Source organism: Micromonospora sp. CA-249363 (genome assembly GCF_050950185.1).
Classification (GTDB): domain Bacteria; phylum Actinomycetota; class Actinomycetes; order Mycobacteriales; family Micromonosporaceae; genus Micromonospora.
Window position 1 is genome coordinate 2,771,642 of the sequence record NZ_CP192020.1, and the last position, 19,374, is coordinate 2,791,015.

At 69.9% G+C, this 19,374-nt stretch carries 13 protein-coding genes and 1 pseudogene; 10 read left to right on the top strand and 4 right to left on the bottom strand.

Annotated elements, in window-relative coordinates; all coding sequences use genetic code 11:
- Window positions 1-27: 27 nt before the first annotated feature.
- The 3 genes and pseudogenes from ACQPZK_RS12670 (at window position 28) to ACQPZK_RS12680 (ending at window position 5,872) form a co-directional block, all read left to right on the top strand.
- Window positions 28-2,424 (top strand): RICIN domain-containing protein, encoded by a 2,397-nt coding sequence (locus tag ACQPZK_RS12670; RefSeq protein WP_433538476.1) that lies wholly within the window; start codon window positions 28-30, stop codon window positions 2,422-2,424.
- Between the two features lie 167 nt (window positions 2,425-2,591).
- Window positions 2,592-3,962, top strand: a pseudogene (locus tag ACQPZK_RS12675) (RICIN domain-containing protein); the annotation flags it as partial.
- A 233-nt stretch (window positions 3,963-4,195) separates the two neighbouring features.
- Window positions 4,196-5,872 (top strand): glycoside hydrolase family 27 protein, encoded by a 1,677-nt coding sequence (locus tag ACQPZK_RS12680; protein ID WP_433538477.1) that lies wholly within the window; start codon window positions 4,196-4,198, stop codon window positions 5,870-5,872.
- Between the two features lie 123 nt (window positions 5,873-5,995).
- On the opposite strand, the gene ACQPZK_RS12685 is transcribed toward ACQPZK_RS12680, so the two are convergent.
- Window positions 5,996-7,021, bottom strand: coding sequence for a LacI family DNA-binding transcriptional regulator (locus ACQPZK_RS12685; protein WP_433538478.1), 1,026 nt, complete (start codon window positions 7,019-7,021; stop codon window positions 5,996-5,998).
- A 360-nt stretch (window positions 7,022-7,381) separates the two neighbouring features.
- On the opposite strand from ACQPZK_RS12685, the gene ACQPZK_RS12690 reads away from it, so the two are divergent.
- From ACQPZK_RS12690 to ACQPZK_RS12705, 4 genes are read left to right on the top strand one after another with little or no spacing between them, the layout of a single operon-like run.
- Entirely contained in the window at window positions 7,382-8,737 is a 1,356-nt protein-coding gene (locus tag ACQPZK_RS12690; protein ID WP_433538479.1) for an ABC transporter substrate-binding protein, read from the top strand.
- The gene (locus tag ACQPZK_RS12695; RefSeq protein ID WP_433538480.1) at window positions 8,734-9,705 is read left to right on the top strand and encodes a carbohydrate ABC transporter permease; all 972 of its coding nucleotides are present in this window, start codon (window positions 8,734-8,736) and stop codon (window positions 9,703-9,705) included. Before ACQPZK_RS12690 ends, ACQPZK_RS12695 begins: the two co-directional genes overlap by 4 nt.
- The gene (locus ACQPZK_RS12700; protein WP_355050051.1) at window positions 9,702-10,526 is read left to right on the top strand and encodes a carbohydrate ABC transporter permease; all 825 of its coding nucleotides are present in this window, start codon (window positions 9,702-9,704) and stop codon (window positions 10,524-10,526) included. The genes ACQPZK_RS12695 and ACQPZK_RS12700 overlap by 4 nt, the downstream gene beginning before the upstream one ends.
- A gap of 3 nt (window positions 10,527-10,529) precedes the next feature.
- Window positions 10,530-11,684 (top strand): serine hydrolase domain-containing protein, encoded by a 1,155-nt coding sequence (locus tag ACQPZK_RS12705; RefSeq protein WP_433538481.1) that lies wholly within the window; start codon window positions 10,530-10,532, stop codon window positions 11,682-11,684.
- A 109-nt stretch (window positions 11,685-11,793) separates the two neighbouring features.
- Here the strand turns inward: ACQPZK_RS12705 and ACQPZK_RS12710 are convergent, their stop codons facing one another.
- On the bottom strand, window positions 11,794-13,221 hold the full coding sequence (locus ACQPZK_RS12710) for an endo-1,4-beta-xylanase (protein ID WP_433538482.1): 1,428 nt from the start codon (window positions 13,219-13,221) through the stop codon (window positions 11,794-11,796).
- Between the two features lie 669 nt (window positions 13,222-13,890).
- Between ACQPZK_RS12710 and ACQPZK_RS12715 the strand changes: the two genes are divergently transcribed.
- The 3 genes from ACQPZK_RS12715 to ACQPZK_RS12725 are packed head-to-tail and all read left to right on the top strand — an operon-like array spanning window position 13,891 to window position 16,809.
- Entirely contained in the window at window positions 13,891-14,898 is a 1,008-nt protein-coding gene (locus tag ACQPZK_RS12715) for an ABC transporter permease (RefSeq protein WP_433538483.1), read from the top strand.
- A 40-nt stretch (window positions 14,899-14,938) separates the two neighbouring features.
- Window positions 14,939-15,991, top strand: a complete 1,053-nt coding sequence (locus ACQPZK_RS12720) for an ABC transporter substrate-binding protein (protein ID WP_433538484.1) — start codon at window positions 14,939-14,941, stop codon at window positions 15,989-15,991.
- Window positions 15,991-16,809, top strand: coding sequence for an ATP-binding cassette domain-containing protein (locus ACQPZK_RS12725; protein WP_433538485.1), 819 nt, complete (start codon window positions 15,991-15,993; stop codon window positions 16,807-16,809). Before ACQPZK_RS12720 ends, ACQPZK_RS12725 begins: the two co-directional genes overlap by 1 nt.
- A gap of 90 nt (window positions 16,810-16,899) precedes the next feature.
- Here ACQPZK_RS12725 and ACQPZK_RS12730 read toward each other — a convergent pair whose 3' ends face one another.
- Window positions 16,900-17,595: a FadR/GntR family transcriptional regulator gene (locus tag ACQPZK_RS12730; protein WP_266241432.1), complete on the bottom strand. Its 696-nt coding sequence runs from the start codon at window positions 17,593-17,595 to the stop codon at window positions 16,900-16,902.
- A gap of 8 nt (window positions 17,596-17,603) precedes the next feature.
- Window positions 17,604-18,998: an enolase C-terminal domain-like protein gene (locus ACQPZK_RS12735; RefSeq protein ID WP_433538486.1), complete on the bottom strand. Its 1,395-nt coding sequence runs from the start codon at window positions 18,996-18,998 to the stop codon at window positions 17,604-17,606.
- Window positions 18,999-19,374: the final 376 nt, after the last annotated feature.

Below are 19,374 nucleotides of genomic sequence, written 5' to 3' on the forward strand. Positions count from 1 at the left end.
CCCCCATCACCCCCAGGAGACCGTCCCGTGTCCATCTCGTCCATCTCCGTGGCGCGCAGGCTCCTCGCCGGCGCCGCCACGGCGGCACTGACCGCACTGGTCGCCGTCACCGCCTCGGCCACACCGGCCGCCGCGGCGACCACCACCCTCTACGCGTCCCCGTCCGGCGGCGGCAGCACCTGCTCGGCCAGCCAGCCGTGCTCGTTGGCCGGCGCCCAGGCCGCCGTCCGGACGCTCAACAGCTCGATGTCCGGCGACATCGTCGTGGAACTGGCCGACGGCGTGTACCGGCTCACCTCACCGCTCCGGCTGACCGCCGCCGACTCCGGCACAGGCGGCTACCAGGTGATCTGGCGGGCGGCCGCCTCGGCCCGACCGACGATCAGCGGTGCGAGGGCGGTCACCGGCTGGTCGCTCGTCGACTCCGGCAAGAACATCTGGCGGGCCAGCGTCCCCGCCGGGCTGGACAGCCGCCAGCTCTACGTCAACGGCGCCATCGCCACCCGGGCGCGTACCGCCGTCAACCGCGCCGACTTCACCTTCACCACGTCCGGCATGCGGTTCAGCAACAGCGCGTTGAGCTACCTCAACAACGTCGGCAACCAGAGCCGGGTCGAGGTGGAGAGCGTCGGCTCCTTCACCGACCGGTACTCGCCGGTGCAGAGCATCAGCGGGAACTTCCTGACGATGCAGCAGCCGGCCTGGAACAACAACACGTTCGGCTTCGACACCCTGTCCCGTCCGCACCGGGCCGGCCCGTTCTACCTGGCCAACGCGTACGAGTTCCTGGACTCGCCGGGGGAGTGGTATCTCAACCCGGGCAACGGGCAGCTCAACTACATTCCGCTCTCCGGGCAGAACATGAACAGCGTGAGCGTGGAGCTGCCGCAGCTGCAGTCCCTGGTCAACGTGGGCGGTACGTACGACGCGCCCGCGCACCACATCTCGTTCAGCGGCATCACCTTCACCGGTACGAGCTGGCTCGGCCCGAGCAGCAGCAACGGCTTCGCGGACCAGCAGACCGGCGCGCACATCGTCGGCAGCTGGGCCCGCCCGTCCGACGCCCTGACCTCCTGCCAGGAGGGCTGCCCGCTGTTCGAGGCCACCCGGCCGAGCTGGGCCCAGATGCCCGCGGCCGTGCAGGTGTCGGCCGCCAACACGATCTCCTTCAGCGACTCCCAGTTCGTCAACCTGGGTCAGACGGCCATCGGCATCGGCAACGACGCCAACGCCCACGCGAGCGGTGTCGGTCTGGGCACCAGCAACATCACGGTCACCCGCTCCGAGATCGCCCGCAACTCGGCCGGCGGCATCGTGGTGGGCGGCGTGCGCGCCGACGCCCACCACCCCGGCGACCAGCGGATGGTCAACCGGAACGTCACCATCAGCAACAACCGCGTGCACGACCTGGGTGTGGAGTACCGGGGCGTGGTGTCGATCCTGACCACCTACGTCAGCACCTCGCTGGTCTCGCAGAACGAGGTCTACAACATGCCGTACACCGGGCTGTCGGTCGGCTACGGCTGGGGCGCCAACGACGCCGGCGGAAGCCAGCACTACGCCAACCGGGGCCTCTACAACTACCAGCCGCGCTACACCACGGCCACGACGGCGTCGAACAACCAGGTCATCGGCAACTACGTGCACGACGTGATGCAGCAGATGACCGACGGCGGGTGCATCTACACGCTCTCGGCGAACCCGGGCGGGACCATCAACCAGAACTACTGCCTGCGTACCAACGGCTGGTTCGGGCTCTACTTCGACGAGGGTTCGCGCTACTACACCGCCCGCAACAACGTGTTCTCCTCCACCGGCACCTGGGCCACCGCGAACTACTACTACGCGGAGAACATGGGCAACTTCACCGTCACCAACAACTGGTCGACCAACGGCAGCTCCAACGTGACGAACGGCGACCGGGGCAACGTGGTCAACAGCAACGTCACGGTCTCCAACGGGAACTGGCCGTCGGGCGCGCAGTCCGTGATCGCGGCGGCCGGCGTCCAGAGCGGCGGCAGCACCAACCCGCAGAGCGGGCAGATCGTGGGCGTCCAGTCGGGCCGCTGCGCCGAGATCGGCAACTCCAGCACCACCAACGGCACGCAGGCCCAGCTCTGGGACTGCATCAGCGGGGCCGCCAACCAGCGGTGGACGGTGACGGCCAGCCGGCAGCTCATGGTGTACGGCAACAAGTGCCTGGACGCCTCTGGTCAGGGCACCACGAATGGCACCGCCGTGGTGATCTGGGACTGCAACGGGCAGGCCAACCAGCAGTGGAACGTCAACGCCAACGGCACCATCACCGGCGTGCAGTCGGGCCTCTGCCTGGACGCGAACGGCGCCGCAACCGCGAACGGCACGAAGCTCATCCTCTGGTCGTGCAACGGCGGCACGAACCAGCAGTGGCAGGTGCGCGGCTGAACCAGGGATCGCCCCGGCCGGCCGCACCCCGGTCGGGGCTACCCCGGCGGGCAACCGCGACTACGCGGCCCGCCATCGATACCGGTCATTCACCGGTAAATGTGTTAACGCTAACCCGCGCAGGGACACACCTGCCCGGGAGGCGTGCCTCAGCGAAGGAGTGATTCATGAGAACCAACGGTGCGGCTCATCCCGGTCCGGCGTCCACGCGACGCTGGCGGTCGGGCCTGGCCGCCATCGCGGCGACGGTGCTCACGGCCGGCACGCTCGTCGCGGTCGCGGCGACGCCCGCCGCCGCCGCGACGGTGGACACCGGTGCCTGGTACGTCCTGGTCAACCGCAACAGCGGCAAGGCCCTGGACGTGTACGGCCAGGCCACCAACGACGGCGCGCGCATCACGCAGTGGACCCGCAACAACGGCACCAACCAGCAGTGGCAGTTCACCGATTCCGGTGGGGGCTTCTACCGGCTGAAGTCGCGGCTCTCCGGCAAGGTGCTCGACGTCAGCGGCGCGTCGACCGCGGACGGCGCGTCGGTCGTACAGTGGACCGACAACAACGGGACCAACCAGCAGTTCCGGCTGGCCGACTCGGACGGCGGGAACGTCCGCCTCATCGGGCGGCACAGCGGCAAGGCCGTGGAGGTGCAGGGCGCCTCGACCGCCGACGGCGCCAACGTCGTCCAGTACGCCGACACCGGCGGCACCAACCAGCAGTGGCAACTGGTCAAGGTCTCCGGCGACACCGGCACCGGCGGCGGCTGTGGCACGAGCCCCACGCTGGCCAGCGGCACCCACACGATCCAGAGCAGCGGTAAGAGCCGCAGCTTCATCCTGCGGGTCCCGGCCAACTACACCAACACCACCCGCTACCGGTTGATCTTCGCGTTCCACTGGCGGGGCGGCACCGCCGCCGAGGTCAGCTCCGGCGGTACGAGCGGGACGCCCTGGTCCTACTACGGGCAGCAGGAGCAGTCGAACAACACGGCGATCCTGGTCGCCCCGCAGGGCCTCGGCAACGGCTGGGCCAACTCCGGCGGCGAGGACATCACCTTCGTCGACGACATGATCCGGTTGATCGAGGGCGCGCTGTGCGTCAACACGACGCAGCGCTTCGCGCTCGGCTTCAGCTACGGCGGCGGCATGAGCTACGCGCTCGCGTGTGCCCGGGCGAACGTGTTCCGGGCGGTGGCGGTGTTCAGTGGCGCCCAGCTGAGCGGGTGCAGCGGCGGCACCCAGCCGATCGCGTACTTCGGTCTGCACGGCATCAGCGACTCGGTGCTCAACATCTCCTCGGGGCGGTCGTTGCGCGACACCTTCGTGCGGAACAACGGGTGCGCCGCGCAGAGCCCGCAGGAGCCGGCCTCGGGCAGCCGGACGCACATCACCACCGCCTACTCCGGCTGCCGCGCCGGGTATCCGGTGCAGTGGGCCGCGTTCGACAACGGTCACATGCCGGGGCCGGTGGACGGCACGTACGCCGAGAGCGGCATCACGACCTGGACCAAGGGCGAGGTCTGGCGGTTCTTCGCGCAGTTCTAGAGCGGTGCGGGTCGGTCCCCGTCGGTCATCCGTGACCGACGGGGACGCCCCGTGGCCGCTCGCAGATGACGGCAATGCATCGAGACATGGAAGCAGTTGAATTCGACGAAACGGCTCCGTAATATGACCGGCGTCAGCTGTTAACGCTAACAGTGGTCGTGCACATGACGGTGCCCGCCTCATCCGGGCGGCCGTCCCCCGTGGATGGCACTATCGAAAGGACGTCCCGTATGAAGCGAATCCGAGCCCGTCACTGGGGGCGGGCAGCGGCGGCCGGGCTCCTCGTGGCCGCCGCCCTCGTGGGCCTGCGGGCCCCGGGAGCCCAGGCGTTGGAGAACGGCGTCGCCCGGACACCCCCGATGGGGTGGAACAGCTGGAACTCCTTCGGTTGCAACATCAACGAAGGGCTGATCCGGCAGACGGCCGACGCGATCGTCAGCAGCGGAATGCGCGACCTCGGCTACGAGTACGTCGTCGTCGACGACTGTTGGTTCAACCCGAACCGCGACAGCTCCGGAAACCTCCAGGGCGACCCGACCCGCTTCCCGAGCGGGATGAAGGCGCTCGGTGACTACCTGCACGCCCGTGGGCTGAAGTTCGGTCTCTACCAGGTGCCGGTGGACAAGACCTGCGCCCAGTACTTCAACAGCTACCCCGGCGCGACCGGCAGTCAGGGCCACGAGGCGCAGGACGCCCGGCAGTTCGCCGCCTGGGGCGTCGACTTCCTCAAGTACGACTGGTGCTCCCCGAACGGCAGTATCAACGACCAGGTCACCACGTTCGCCAAGATGCGCGACGCGCTGGCCGCGACCGGCCGGCCGATCGTCTACAGCATCAACCCCAACAGCATCCACGCCAAGACCGGCCCGCAGCGCAACTGGGGCGACGTGGCGAACATGTGGCGCACCACCGAGGACATCACCAACGCGTGGGACACCGGGCAGACCAACGGCTACCCGATGGGCATCCAGAACATCATCAACGTGACGGTGCCGCTGGCCTCGTACGCGCGTCCCGGTGGATTCAACGACCCGGACATGATGGAGGTCGGCCGGGGCGGCATGAACGACACCGAGATGCGCAGCCACTTCGCCATGTGGGCTGTCATGGCGTCGCCGTTGATCGCCGGTAACGACGTTCGCAACATGAACGCCGCGACGCAGACGATCCTCAAGAACGCCAACCTCATCGCCATCAACCAGGACTCCCTCGGGTTGCAGGCCAGCCAGGTGTCGTTCGACGGCACCCGTCGCGTGCTCGCCAAGCGACTGGCCAACGGTGACGTCGCCGTCGCGCTGTTCAACCAGAGCGGCTCGACCACGACGATCTCCACCACGGCCGCCGCGGTCGGCAAGTCCGGCAGCTCGTTCACCCTGCTGGACGCCTGGAACAACACCACCAGCACGAGCACCGGCACCATCTCCGCCAGCGTTCCGGCGCACGGCACGGTGGTCTACCGGGTCAGTGGTGGCGGCACCAGCACGCCGCCGCCGACCACCCCGCCGCCGACCACCACCCCGCCGCCGACCAGCTCCTTCGCGCTGGCGAGTGCCGCGTCCGGCCGATGCCTGGACGTCCCGCAGAGCAACACCACCAACGGCACCCAGCCGGTGATCTGGGACTGCAACGGGGCCGCCAACCAGCGGTGGACGGCCAACGGGCAGACCCTCCAGTCGCTCGGCAAGTGCCTGGACGCGCCGACCAACGCCACCGCCGGCAGCAAGGTCCAGATCTGGGACTGCAACGGCGGCGCCAACCAGCGGTGGACGCTCAACTCGAACGGCACGATCAGCGGAGCGTCGTCGGGCCTCTGTCTCGACGTCAACAACAACGCGACCGCCAACGGCACCACGGTGATCCTCTGGACCTGCACCGGTGCCTCCAACCAACGCTGGACCCAGCGCTAACCACACCGCGCTGACAGCTCGACAGGTCCGGTCCGGGGCGGCACGGCCCCGGCCCGGACCTGTCGTCGTCCGGCCCGTCGAGTCTTGCGCGGGCCGGCGCGACCCGCGGAGCAGGTTTCCGGATCAGGAGGCGGGAGGCGCGAGGGACCGGCGTCGGCGCAGCGGCATCGCGACGAGCGACGGTTCGGCGGCCCCGCCGTCGAGGAGCAGTTCGACAGCGCGTCGCCCCATCTGCTCGTGCGGTAGCGCGGTGGTCGCGAGGCTGGGGCGTAGCCAGGCGGCGATCGGGTCGTCGTCGAACGAGATCACCGAGATGTCGTCCGGGACGTGCAGGCCCGCCTCGCCGAGCGCCTGGTAGGCGCCGAAGGCCAGCCGGTCGTTCATGCAGATGATCGCGCTCGGCCGTTGGGGGCGGTTCAGCAGAGCGCGCGTGGCGGCGTAGCCGTGCTCGGGCAGCCACTCGGTGCAGAAGGATTCCGTGAGCAGGGTGACGCCCGCGTCGCCCAGCGCCTGCTGGATGCCGTGCAGGCGCGCTCGGGCGGCGAGCGAGATCTCCGGGTCGCTCTCCTTGACCCGGTTCCGGCCGATGAGCGCGATGGCGTCGCGGTGACCGTGTTCCAGCAGGGCGGTGGCGACCGCGCGACCGGCCCGGTCGTCGTCGGGGAGCACGCAGGGCAGGTTGTCCGAGCTGGTGGCGTTGAGCAGCACCACCGGACCGCCGAGGATGGCCGGCGGCACCGTGAGCCGCCGGGTGGCCATCGCCGCGTAGATCACCCCGTCGACCTGCCGGTCGAGCATGGCCTCGATGGCGTACTGCTCGAAGGTGGCGTCGCCCTGCGTCTCGGTGATGAGCAGCACGTGGTCGCGTTCTCGGGCCGCGTCGAGCGCGCCACGGATGAGGCCGCCGGCGAAGCGGGTGGTGGCGACGATGTCGGAGACGAACGCGATGGTCGCGGTCTTGCGGGTACGCAGGCTGCGCGCCGCGAGGTTGGGCCGGTAGCCCAGCTCCTCGGCGGCGGCGAACACGCGCTGGTGTGCCTCGGCCGAGAGCCGCGTGCCCTCCCTGCCGTTGAGCACCATCGACGCGGCGGTCTTGGACAGCCCGGCCCGCCGCGCGACGTCGGCCAGGGTTGCTCTGTTGCGGCCCATCAGTCCTCCGAATCAGGCGCGGCGCCACGGGCTCCGCTCCCGCCCATCATGATGCGCCGACGCTCGGAGTCCGGCCCCGGTCGGGTCGGGCGCGGTGTGAACCCGATGTTTCCGGACCGTTGCCAGGTTGTCCTTGACAGCCCACCGTGGCACGCGCATGCTCTGCTAAATCAGTTTAGCGACCACTTTTGGCGCGTTGGAAGACGCTGCCGGTCGCGCTGCTGAGTCGGTACGCGAGCGCGGCGGCGCGAGGGGGTCACGGCGTACGTGTCGTGGTCGCTCGCCCGTCGCGAAGGTCCCGGTGGAGCCGTCGCGCGGCCGTGGGTCGTGGGACGTGCGGAGGAACATAGGAGTCATGACATGGCAGAAACGCTGACGACATTCCCGCGACGCGGCGCGCTGGTCCTCGCGCCGCTGCTGGTGCTGGGGCTCGCCGCCACGGCGTGCAGCGCGCCCGGAGCCGACCGGTCGTCGACCGCCGGGCCCGACGCCGCCGTCAAGACGGACCTGGGCACCGAGCCGGTCACCCTCCAGATGTACGCGGAGACCGGCTTCCCGCTGGCCAAGGCACTGGCCGACGAGTTCTCGAAGCAGCACCCGAACGTCACGTTCAACATTCGCGAGGACCAGTTCACGGTCATCGTGGAGAACGCCCCGCGCGTGATGGCCTCGGACAACGCGCCCGACATCATCCGGCTCCCCACGATGGTCGACCTCGTGAAGGACGACCTGCTCAAGAACCTCGACCCGTACGTCACCGCGTACGGCTGGGACAAGTTCCCCGCCTCGCAGCTCGTGCAGTTGCGCGTCGGCGACGAGACGCGGGGCGTCGGATCGCTCTACGGCATGGGCCTCGGCTACAGCGTCACCGGCGTCTTCTACAACAAGAAGTTGGCCGCCCAGGTCGGCATGACCCAGCCGCCGGCCACGGTCGCGGAGTTCGAGCAGTTGCTGGCCAAGGCGAAGACCAGCGGAGTCCAGCCGATCATGCAGTTCAACAAGAACACCGCGGGCATCAACTTCCCGCACCAGGCGCTGCAGAACCAGTTCGGCGACCCGGCCCAGGTCGCCGACTGGATCTTCCAGAAGCCGGGGGCCACCTTCGACACGCCGGCCGCGTTGAAGGCCACCCAGACCATCCAGAAGTGGGCCCAGGCCGGCTACTTCACCAAGGACGCCAACGCCCTGGACTACGCGGGCATGGTCGGGCAGTTCCAGAAGGGCAACGGCCTGTTCATGTTCAACGGCGACTGGGAGTCGGCGAACCTCGACAAGGCGATGCCCGGCAACGTGGGCTTCTTCCTGTTCCCCGGCGAGGCCGCCGGCGCCAAGCACGTCGCGATGTCCGCCCCCAACACCTTCGGCGTCTCCGCCAAGGCCAAGAACCCCGATGCCGCCGCGTTCTTCCTGAACTGGGTCCACACCAACGCCAAGGCGCGGGAGATCGCCGTGACGGTCGGCGGGTCCAGCCCGGGCGGCCCGAGCGACCTTCCGGTGCCGGCCGCCGCCCCGAACACCGTGCTCGCCGAGACCCTCAAGGCGGCGCAGCAGCTCGGGGCCGAGAACGGCGCGGTCGACTTCACCGCGAACGCGACCGGTGGCATCTTCGCCGCCGCGATCACGCCCGAGATGCAGAAGCTGGTCGCCGGCCAGCAGACGCCCGAGGGGTACGTCAAGGCGGTTCAGGCCGAGTACGAGAAGGAACTGTCCCGATGACGTCTGCCCTCGGCAGCGCACCACCCGGGCGGGACGACCGGGCGTCGTCCGTGGGTCGTCCCGCCCGTCCCGCGTCCGCGCGGGCCCATCGACGCCGGTGGGCCCGCGCGGCCGGGACCGGCTGGCTGTTCGTCCTGCCGGCCTTCCTGATGTACGCGGTCTTCGTCCTGCGGCCCCTCGTCCTGACCGTCCAGTACTCGCTCTACGACTGGAACGGGATCGGTGTCGCCCGCTGGGCGGGCCTGGACAACTACGTCACCGTGTTCACCGACAGCGACCTGCTGAAGATCATCTCCAACGCGATCATCCTGATCGTCTTCTTCAGCCTCATCCCGGTCGCGCTCGGGTTGCTGGTGGCGAGCATGGTCCGCCGGATCACCACCGGCGCGTTCGGCACCGTGGTCCGGACGATCCTGTTCCTGCCCCAGGTCATACCCCTGGTGGCGGCCGGCATCGCGTGGAGTTGGCTGCTCTCCACCAACGGGCTGGTCAACCAGGTGCTGCGTGCGCTCGGGCTGGGCGGCCTGGCCCGCGCGTGGCTGGGCGACTTCGACACGGCGCTGCCCGCCGTCGGGGTGATCGGGGCGTGGGTCCTGCTCGGCCTCTGCACGATCCTGCTGGTGACCGGCATGAGCAAGATCGACCCCGCGCTCTACGAGGCCGCCCGCCTGGACGGCGCGGGGCCGGTCCGCGAGTTCCTCGCGGTGACCCTGCCCAGCCTGCGCCAGGAGATCGGGGTCTGCCTCACGGTAACGATCATCGCCGCGTTGGCCAGCTTCGACATCGTCTACATCTCCACCAGCGGTGGGCCGGGCCTGCAGACCACCGTCCCGGGTCTGGAGATCTACCGGCTCGCCTTCTCGCAGCGCCAGGTGGGGCTGGCCTCGGCCCTCGCGGTCGTACTGATGCTCCTGGTGCTGGCGTTCGTGCTGCCGATCCAGCGACTGACCCGGGGGGAGAAGCCGTGAACCTGAGCCGACGTGAGCAGCTGACCGGTCGGGTCTTCCTGATCGCCCTGATCCTCGTGACCCTGCTGCCGTTCGTGAGCATGCTCTCGGCCGCGCTGCAACCGCGCGGCACCGTGCCCGACGGGCTGGCCTGGCCGTCGGACCCGCAGTGGGGCAACTTCGCCGACGCGTTCACCGCCGCCAACATGGGGGCTCTGCTGCGCTCCAGCCTGCTCATCGTGGCCGGCGTCGTACCGGTGTCCGTGCTCATCGCCACCATGGCCGGCTTCGGGCTGGGCCAGTTGCGGGTGCCCGGCGGCCGGCTCGTCTTCGGTCTGCTGCTGCTCGGCCTCACGCTGCCCTTCGAGGCCGTCGTCACCCCGCTCTACTACCAGATGCAGGACCTCGGCCTGCTGAACACCCGGTGGGCCATCATCCTGCCGCTGATCGGCCTCTACATGCCGTTCGCGGTGTTCTGGATGCGCGCCCACTTCACCAATGTGCCGGTCGAGCTGTCCGAAGCCGCCCGGGTGGACGGCAGCAGCACCTGGCAGCTGTTCTGGCGGGTCCAGGTGCCGCTGGCCCGCCCGGCCATCGCCTCGCTGACGATCCTGATGTTCCTCTGGACGTGGAACCAGTTCCTGCTCGCGATCGTGCTGGTCGACGACGCCACCAAACGCACGATGGCCGGAGCGCTCGGCGCCTTCCAGGGCCAGTGGGGTACCGACCTGGTGCTGCTGTGCGCCGGCTCGCTGCTGATTCTCACACCTACCCTCATCGTGTTCCTGATCTTCCAGCGACAGTTCATCAAGGCCCTGATCCAGGGCTCACTGAAGGGATAGGCAGTGGCCACGCAGCCGCAGATCCACGGCGACGTCGACGAGCGCTACGGGCGCGTCGCCGACGCGTTTCGCGACAACTTCACCTCCCGCGGTGAGGTCGGCGCCGCGGTCACCCTCTACGTACGCGGCCGCAAGGTCGTCGATCTGTACGGCGGGCTGGCCGACACCCGCACCGGGCGGCCCTGGACGGCGCACACGCCGGCCGTCGTCTTCTCGTGCACCAAGGGGATCCTGGCGATCTGCGCGTACCTGCTCGCCCAGCAGGGACGCCTCGACCTCGACGCGCCCGTGACGCGCTACTGGCCGGAGTTCGGCCAGCACGGCAAGGGCGAGATCCCGGTGCGGTGGCTGCTCACCCACCAGGCCGGCCTGCCGGCGCTGGACCGGTCGCTGACCCTCGACGAGGTGCTGGCGTGGGACCCGGTCATCGCGGCGATCGAGGCGCAGACCCCGCTGTGGGAGCCGGGTACCGCGCACAGCTACCACGCGATGACCTACGGGTGGCTCGTCGGCGAGGTCATCCACCGGGTCACCGGCCAGCTGCCCGGCGCGTACTTCCGCGACACCCTCGCCCGCCCGCTGGGGCTGCGTACCTGGCTCGGGCTGCCCGCCGCCGAGCGCGACAGCGTCGCCTGGGATCTGGCCCCACCACCGGACGCCGATCCCTTCGTCGACCCGGTCGCCGAGCGGGGTATCACGATGGGTGGCGCGTTCGCCTTCCCCGCCGACGGTGACGGTCTGGTCAGCTTCAACGACCCGGCCATCCAGGCCGCCGGCGTCCCGGGAGCGGGAGCGGTGAGCACCGCGGACGGCCTCGCGCGCCTCTACGCGGCGTGCGTGTCCGACGTGGGCGGTGGACCTCTGCTCACCGGGGAATCGGTCGACGACGCGGTCGTCGTCCGCTCGCGGGGCCAGCAACGGCACGGCCCGCCCGACACCGGCCAGCGCTGGGGCACCGGTTTCCTGCTGCACTCCGAGCCGGCCCGGCCGCTGCTGGGCGCACGCAGTTTCGGCCACGACGGAGCCGGCGGCAATCTCGCCTTCGCCGACGCGTACCACGAGGTGGGGTTCGGCTACGTCGTCAACCAGATGTACGGCGCGGGCGACGAGCGCGCCAACCGGCTCGCCGCGGCCGTCCGCTCCTGCCTCGGCGCCTGACGCCGGTCCCGGGTCCGGCGACGGCCTGGAGACGGCGAGCACCCCCGGGGCAGCGCGGTTGTCCGCGACGCCCCGGGGGTGCCCAGGGGGTGAGCTGAGAGGGGACGGGTCAGCTCGCGGTGCAGGTGGGGGTGCCGGAGGGGCCGCTACCGGTGCCCTGGAAACCGAACTCGGTGCTGCCGCCCGCGCCGATCTGGCCGTTGTAGTCGACGTTGCGGAAGTCCACCGTGCCCGAGGACCCGCTGGCCTGCGTGCTCCAGGTGTTGGTGACGGCGGCTCCCGAGGGCAGCGTGATCCGGACCGACCAACCCCGTACGGCGGTCGAGCCGGCGTTGACCTTGACCGTGGCGACGAAGCCACCGTTCCAGGAGTTCAGCGACACCGAGGCGGTGCAACCGCTACCGGTGGGCGGCGGGGTGGTCGGCGGCGGCGTCGTGGGCGGCGGAGTGGTCGGCGGCGGGGTGGTGGGCGGCGGCGTCGTGGGCGGCGGAGTGGTCGGGGTGCCGGTGCCCGCGTTGAGGGCGTTGAGGACGGAGGTGTACGCCGCCTTCTTGTTGCCCGACCGGTCGAACAGCAGCGGGTTGTCGTTACTGCGCCACGAGTCGCTGTCCCGTACGCCCCACACCGTGATGCCGGTGCAGCGGGGGATGGCCATGCAGGCCCGGGTCACCTGGGCGTAGGCGTTGGCCTGGTTGGAGCCCTGGGCGATGTCCAGTTCGGTGATCTGGACGTCGACGCCCAGGTCGGCGAAGCGTTGCAGGTTGGCCTGGTAGTCGCTCGGCACCGTGGTGCCGAGGTGGGACTGGAAGCCGACGCAGTCGATGGGTACGCCGCGGGACTTGAAGTCGCGGACCATGTTGTAGATGCCGGTGGACTTCGCGTTGATGCCGTCGGTGTTGTAGTCGTTGTAGCAGAGCTTGGCGCCCGGGTCGGCGGCGCGGGCGGCGCGGAACGCCGCTTCGATCCAGTCGTTGCCGGTGCGTTGCAGGTTCGAGTCGCGTCGGCCGCCGCTGCCGCCGTCGGCGAACGCCTCGTTCACCACGTCCCAGGCGTAGATCTTGCCGCGGTAGTGGGTGGCGACCTGGGTGACGTGGTTGATGGCGGCGTTGCGCAGGGCGGTGCCGGACATGCTCTGCGCCCAACCCGGCTGCTGCTGGTACCAGAGCAGCGTGTGGCCGCGGACGATCATGCCGTGCGACTGGGCGTGCGCGACGATCTGGTCTCCGCCGCTGTAGTTGAACCGACCCTGCTGGGGCTCGGTGGCGTCCCACTTCATCTCGTTCTCGGGAGTGAGCTGGTTGAACTCCCGGTTCACGATGCCAGCGAACTGGCTGTCGGACAGCTTGAAGGCGGGTACCGCGGCGCCGTAGTAGCGGCCCTTCTCGGCAGCCGAGGCGCCGAGCGTGGTGCCGGCGTTGGCGGTCGAGGTCACCGCGACCGTCGCGGCTACCGCCGCGAGGGTGGCCGCGAGCGGCACCAGCACCCGACGGCCCCGGAACCGGGGTCGCGGTGCGCGTTCGTCGGGGATCTTGTCCATGGTCCTGCCTTTCGACAATGGTGGCGGCGGAGTCGAGGTCGGGCTGCCCGATCGGCGAGGGCTGGCCGGGGGAGTCCGTACGGGGCGAGATTCGGCGGTGCCCGGCACGGTTCGACGGATCGACAACGGTGGTGCCTGCGGGGCGGACGTCACGATGGACCGCCGCGTGCGGGGGACGCGGGAATGACGTACGCGGAACAGGTGTGTCTCGGACAGCTCACCGGCCGTCGACCGGGTCGTGGGACCCGATGCCCTTCGAGGTGCCGGTGGTTCCGAACGGGAGGGACGTGCCCTCGACTCCTTGGCGGAACATAGCATGTTATCGATAACATGCTCAAGGCGACCGGTGGCCGGGCAGCAAGCCTCTCCGCTGGCGACGCCGGTGGCCGCCTCCGAAGTGGACGCGGTGGACGTGTTTTTTGGTCGGACGTATCGCGCCCGAGGCATGAATAACGATGCCACAACATGGCGGTAAGACCTTGGCAACATGAGTGTGACCATGGCAAGGTAACGCCTGATCACAGGAAACATCTGATCTATCGTGCGAGCGCTGCGGGGCGTGCCCCGTGCGTGACTTCCTGGGGAGGTCCGGTTGCGAAGGACAGCGTCGATCACCGGCGGGGGCGCGCGCCGAGTGGAGCACACAGTGGACGACAGTCGGGCCGGGCGATGAGTGCCGCCGAGGCGACCGGTCAGGCCCAGGGCGGAGCGCTCAACGACTGGCTGCGCGAGCGGATCTCCCACGCGCTGTCCGAGTTCACCGCCGCGACCGCGCTCATCGTCCTGTTCATCGCGCTGAGCTTCGCCAGTCCCTACTTCCTGACGGCGGACAACCTGTTCAACATCGGTGCGCAGACCGCGGTGATCGCCATCATCGCCGCCGCGCAGACGATGGTCATCATCACCAAGGGCATCGACCTGTCGGTCGGCTCGGTCGCCGCGCTCGCCGGCGTGGCCGGCGCGATGGTCGTACGGGATCTGGGCTTTCCGCTCCTCGCGGCGACGGCGGTCGCCATCGGCGTCGGCGCCCTGGCGGGACTGCTGAACGGGTTGCTGGTCACCGTCGCCCGGATTCCTCCGTTCATCGCGACCCTGGGAACGATGTCGGTCGGCCGGGGCCTGGTCTTCATCATCACCGGCGCGGTCGGCGTCTACGGGCTGCCCCGGTCGTTCCAGCTTCTCGGAAACGGGGAGATCATCGGCATCCCGTTCGCCGTCGTGATCACCGCCGTGGTCGCCGTCGGGGTCGCCTTCCTGCTCTCGCAGACCCGGTTCGGGCAGTACACCTACGCGATGGGCTCCAACCTGGAGGCGGCCCGCCGCTCCGGCATCGCGGTGGGCCGTCACCTGACCTACGTGTACGTCCTGGCGGGCGTCCTGGTGGGTCTCGGCGGAATGATCGCCGCCTCCCGGGTCAACTCCGGCCAGCCGAACTACGGCATCTCCCTGGAACTCGACGTCATCGCCGCCGCGGTCATCGGCGGTGCCAGCCTGTTCGGCGGGCAGGGCCGGATCGTCGGGACCATCATCGGCGCCTTCCTCATCGCCCTGGTCCGCAACGGCGCCGTGCTGCTCGACATCAGCATCCACTACCAGCAGGTGATCGTCGGCCTGATCATCTGGGCTGCCGTCTACTTCGACCAGTACCGCCGTCGGCGGCTGGAGTCACGGGGCTGACCTGCCGTTCCCTGAGCTCACCAGAGGAAGGACGAACACCATGGCACACACCACCACCAGCCGACGTCCACGAGGTCGCCTCCTGCGCGCGCAGGCCATCCTCGCCGCCGCGGCGGCGACCGCTCTGCTCAGCGCCTGCGGCGGAGTCGAGGTCCGCGACGGGGGCGACGGCGCGACCAAGGACGCGTCCGGGCCGCTGAAGCTCGCCGTCGTGCCCAAGGCTGTCGGGGCCGACTACTGGAACACCGTGAAGGCGGGCGCCGAGTGCGCCGCGCAGCGCGCCGGCGACGTCACCGTCCAGTGGGACGGAGTGACCACCGAGACCGACGTCGAGGGTCAGGTCAACCTGATCCAGAACTTCGTCACCAAGAAGGTCGACGGCATCGTCTACGCGGCCACCGACTCGCGCGCGTTGGCACCCGCCACCGACCAGGCGATCGGCGCGAACATCCCGGTCGCGATGATCGACTCTGGCACCAGCCCGCAGCCGTCGACCGTGCCGCTCTTCGCCACCGACAACAAGGCGTCGGCCGTCGAGGCGGCGAAGCTGCTCGCCACCGAGCTGGGCCCCGGCAACCACGACGTGGCGCTTGTGGAGTTCCAGCCCGGCTCGCAGACCAACACCGAGCGGGTCGACGGCTTCAAGGAGGGCCTCAAGCAGTTCCCCAACCTCAAGCTGGTCGGTCAGCAGCCCAGCCGCAGTGACGTCAACGAGGCACGGCGGGTCACGGAGAACATCCTCACCGCGAACCCGAACCTCGCCGGCATCTTCGCGGCCAACGAGCCGAGCGTGCTCGGCGCGGCGCAGGCCATCCAGGCGGCGGGCAAGTCCGGCAAGGTGGTCATCATCGGCTGGGACGCCGCCCCCGACGAGATCGCCGGACTGCGCAACGGCCAGATCTCGGCGCTGGTCGTGCAGAACCCCTTCAAGATGGGCTACTTCGGCGTCGACAAGATGGTCAAGCACCTGCGGGACAAGGCGCCGCTGGCGTCGGCGGACACCGGGGTCACCTTCGTCACCAAGAAGAACATCGACTCGGCCGAGATCAAGGCGGTCCTCGAGCCGAGCTGCGCCAACCCCCCGGTGCAGTGATGGCGACGACGTCCGCGCCGACCGCCGACAGCGACCAGCAGCGGTCTCCCGAGGAGCCGCCGGTTCTCGAAGCCCGTGGCATCGTGAAGCGGTTCGGCCACGTCGAGGCGTTGCGCGGCGCCGACTTCACGGTCCACCGCGGCGAGGTCGTCGCGCTCATCGGTGACAACGGCGCCGGCAAGAGCACGCTGGTCAAGACGCTGTCCGGCGTGCACGCGCCGGACGAGGGTGAGATCCGGGTCGGTGGCCGTCCGGTCCACTTCGCGACGCCGGTGGACGCCCGGCGCGCGGGGGTGGAGACCGTCTACCAGGATCTCGCGGTCGCCGACGACCTCAGCGTCGCCGCCAACCTCTACCTCGGGCGGGAGATCCTGCGGTCCGGGCCGCTCGGTCGGCTGGGGCTGCTCGACAAGCGGGCCATGCGCCACGGCGCGGCGGCGGCCCTGGACGAGTTGGGCGTACGGATCCCCCGGGTCACCACCCCGATCGCGATGCTGTCCGGTGGGCAGCGGCAGTGCGTCGCGGTGGCGCGGGCGATCATCTGGGCGACGAACGTGGTCATCCTCGACGAGCCCACCGCCGCGCTGGGCGTCGTGCAGACCGAGCGGGTGCTGGACGTCGTCCGGCGGGCTCGTGAGGCGGGCATGTCGGTGGTGCTGGTGAGTCACAACATGCCGCAGGTGTTGGAGATCGCCGACCGGGTGGAGGTGCTGCGCCTCGGCCGGCGGGCCGCCCGGCTGCGCGCCGACGAGGTCAGCACCGACGACCTGGTCGCGGCGATGACCGGCAGCGCGGTCGCCGAGCGGGACGAGCGGTGACGGTGGTCGCCCGCCCGTGAGCGCGCTCGGTGGACCGGCAGCGGTGCCACCGGCGCGCGGCACGGGCGGGCGACCAGCCGGCCGCGCCTCTCACCCCTCGTCGGGCAGCCCCTGGAGGGACTCCTCCACACCGATCAGGTGATTGGCCATCCGGGTGCGGGCCCGTTCCGGGTCGCGCGCCCGGAGGGCCTTCAGGATCGCCACGTGCTCGTCGTGGGTACGCCGGTCCGCGCCCTCCTCGTGCAGGCTCCGCCAGAGCCGCCCCCGCAGGGTGCGGCCCGCGAACGCCTCGATCAGGCCGATGAGCACCGGGTTGTCGGCGTGCGCGGCGATGATCCGGTGGAACGCGATGTCGATTTCCATGATGCGTTCGTGGTCCTGCGGCGAACGGCCGGCGATCCGGGCCGCCTCGTCGAGCAGTTCGCCGGCCTGGGCCAGCGCCTCGTCGGTGATCCGGGTCGCCGCCAACCGGGCGGCCTCACACTCGAGCAGGCGGCGGACGGTGTGGATGTGCCGCCCGTCGCCCTGCCCCTGGAAGTCGACCACGAAACCCATCGGGGCCAGCAGTTGCGGCGCGTCGAGGTTCGTGACGTAGGTGCCGTCGCCCTGGCGGATGTTGACGATGCCGAGGATCGACAGCGCGGACATCCCCTCGCGCAGCGAACCGCGCGAGACGCCGAGGGATTCGGCGAGGTCCTTCTCGATGGGCAGCCGGTCCCCGGGCTTGAACGTCCCTTCCAGGATCATCCGCTTGATGCCGTTCACGACCTCGTCGGTGCGGGACATGACACCTCCTAGCGGCCGGCGGGGGTGGCGGCTCCACCCGCGATGACGTACGGCTCCGGAGATGACACGGTAGCCGCCTCGGTCGAGGCCCAGTAGCGGCCGTCCGGGAACCGGTACCGTTCGATCGACTCGGGGTGCATGCGGGTGGAGTAGCCGGGCGTGTCGGGCAGGACGTATCCGCTGCCCCAACCGGTGTCCCGGATGACGCACGGATCGGTGAAGTGCTCGTGCAGGTGGTCGACGAACTCCGTGACGCGGCCGGTGAGGTCCCCTGACACCGCGACGTAGTCGAGCACCGACACGTGCTGGACCATCTCGCAGAGCCCGACGCCGCCGGCGTGCGGGCACACCGGGACGCCGAACTTCGCGGCGAGCAGCAGCACGGCGACGATCTCGTTGACGCTGGCCAGCCGGCCGGTGTCCAACTGGCAGAAGTCGATGGCCTCGGCCTGGAACAACTGCTTGAACATCACCCGGTTGTGGCAGTGCTCGCCGGTGGCGACGCCGACGGGAGCGACGGCGCGGCGTACGGCCGCGTGGCCCAGGATGTCGTCGGGGCTGGTCGGCTCCTCGATCCACAGTGGCGTGAAGCGGGCCAGCGCGTTGACCCACTCGATGGCCTGCTCGACGTCCCACACCTGATTGGCGTCGAGCATCAGGTTGCGGTCCGGGCCGAGGATCTCACGGGCGATGGTGCACCGGCGGATGTCGTCGTCGAGGTCGGCGCCCACCTTGAGCTTGACGTAGCCGTAGCCGGAGTCGACGGCCTCCTGGCACAGGCGGCGCAGCTTGTCGTCGCCGTACCCGAGCCAGCCCGCCGAGGTGGTGTAGGCCGGGTAACCGGTGCGTGCCAGCTCGGCGAGGCGGTCGGCCTTCGTGCTCTCCTGTGCCCGCAGGATGGCCAGCGCCTCGTCCCGGGTCAGCGCGTCGGACAGGTAGCGCAGGTCCGCGATGTCGACGAGTTGTTCGGGGGACATGTCGGTGAGCAGCCGCCACAGCGGCTTGTCGGCCAGTCGCGCGACCAGGTCCCAGGCCGCGTTCAGCACGGCCGCCAGGGACAGGTGGACGACGCCCTTCTCCGGGCCGAGCCAGCGCAGTTGCGTGTCGGAGGTGAGCAGGCGGTAGACCGCGCCCATGTCGGCGGCCATCGTGGCGACGTCCAGGCCGACCAGGCGGTGGGCCTGGTGGGCCGCCGCCGCCGCGACGATGTCGTTGCCCCGACCGATGGTGAAGGTGAGGCCGTGACCCGCCAGCGGCACGCCGGCGCTGTCGACCCCGTCGGTGTGCAGGATGACGTAGGCCGCCGAGTAGTCGCCGTCCTTGTTCATGGCGTCGGACCCGTCAGCGGTCAGCGAGGTGGGAAAGCGGACGTCCTCGACGGTGACGCCAGTGATCTGCGGCATGCGCTCCTCGCCCGGCTCGGCTAAAGATCAGATGATCATTCGGAGTATACGGAGGCCGGTTTGGATGAGTCAACGACGCCGCCGGCCCCGTACGCATAGATATCCAACGTTTCCTGGCGCTCTCTACGGTGGGTGGCGTCGGTCGCCCACGGCGGCTCACGCCGTTGCGGTCCGGCTGCGGTAAGGGAACCTGTGAGTTGCGATGAAGGTTCGACGTTCACCTTCGCGGCTGGCCGAGCCGCCATCGCGGGCCGCCGCCGTCGAATCGATACATCACATCTTTCGGTGATCGGATGAGGGACGTGCGAGATGTCCGCGAGCGCGGCGGAGAGCCGGTGCCCTCGCACGGTACAACTGTCTGACACGAGCGACCCGC

What these genes read in the sequence shown, in the direction of transcription:
- ACQPZK_RS12720 (WP_433538484.1), top strand. Translation starts at nt 14,939, where the DNA reads ATGGCACACACCACCACCAGCCGACGTCCACGAGGTCGCCTCCTGCGC.
- ACQPZK_RS12735 (WP_433538486.1), bottom strand. Translation starts at nt 18,998, where the DNA reads ATGCCGCAGATCACTGGCGTCACCGTCGAGGACGTCCGCTTTCCCACC.
- ACQPZK_RS12715 (WP_433538483.1), top strand. Translation starts at nt 13,891, where the DNA reads ATGAGTGCCGCCGAGGCGACCGGTCAGGCCCAGGGCGGAGCGCTCAAC.
- ACQPZK_RS12710 (WP_433538482.1), bottom strand. Translation starts at nt 13,221, where the DNA reads ATGGACAAGATCCCCGACGAACGCGCACCGCGACCCCGGTTCCGGGGC.
- ACQPZK_RS12695 (WP_433538480.1), top strand. Translation starts at nt 8,734, where the DNA reads ATGACGTCTGCCCTCGGCAGCGCACCACCCGGGCGGGACGACCGGGCG.
- ACQPZK_RS12685 (WP_433538478.1), bottom strand. Translation starts at nt 7,021, where the DNA reads ATGGGCCGCAACAGAGCAACCCTGGCCGACGTCGCGCGGCGGGCCGGG.
- ACQPZK_RS12690 (WP_433538479.1), top strand. Translation starts at nt 7,382, where the DNA reads ATGGCAGAAACGCTGACGACATTCCCGCGACGCGGCGCGCTGGTCCTC.
- ACQPZK_RS12725 (WP_433538485.1), top strand. Translation starts at nt 15,991, where the DNA reads ATGGCGACGACGTCCGCGCCGACCGCCGACAGCGACCAGCAGCGGTCT.
- ACQPZK_RS12730 (WP_266241432.1), bottom strand. Translation starts at nt 17,595, where the DNA reads ATGTCCCGCACCGACGAGGTCGTGAACGGCATCAAGCGGATGATCCTG.
- ACQPZK_RS12680 (WP_433538477.1), top strand. Translation starts at nt 4,196, where the DNA reads ATGAAGCGAATCCGAGCCCGTCACTGGGGGCGGGCAGCGGCGGCCGGG.